Genomic DNA, 349 nt, shown 5'->3' on the forward strand with positions numbered 1-349 from the left:
CTAATACCCTTATAYTTCATTATCAGAGCAACATTCAGCTAAAGTATTAGAAGTTAACATAAGATTAATTTTTTTCTTATAAGTAAAATAAAGAGGAATAGTTGCACTAAACCAAGCAAATGGACTTGCTAAGCAAATGCCTAAATAACCGATAAAAGCAGGAAGTGTAAAAGAAATTAAAGATCTTGCTATAAGTTCATAAAAACCAGCCATCATAGGTACAAGAGTATATCCCATTCCTTGAAGAGTATTTCTATAAACAAAAATTAAGCTAAGAGGTATAAAGAAAAATGAAACTGTATTTAAATATAATTTAGCAGTATTAATAACATCACTGTTTTCACTTGAT

The 349-nt window shown here is 27.9% G+C and carries 1 protein-coding gene (cut by a window edge); it reads right to left on the minus strand.

Features of this window, described 5'->3' with window-relative positions; all coding sequences use genetic code 11:
* Positions 1 to 9 precede the first annotated feature (9 nt).
* Positions 10 to 349, minus strand: the end of a protein-coding gene (locus tag G3997_RS03765; RefSeq protein ID WP_296648344.1) for an MATE family efflux transporter. Its footprint extends 1,028 nt past the window's final position; 340 of the gene's 1,368 nt are visible here — the last part of the coding sequence; its start codon lies off the right edge, out of view; its stop codon occupies positions 10 to 12.

Source organism: Romboutsia sp. 13368, from assembly GCF_018336475.1.
GTDB lineage: Bacteria > Bacillota > Clostridia > Peptostreptococcales > Peptostreptococcaceae > Romboutsia.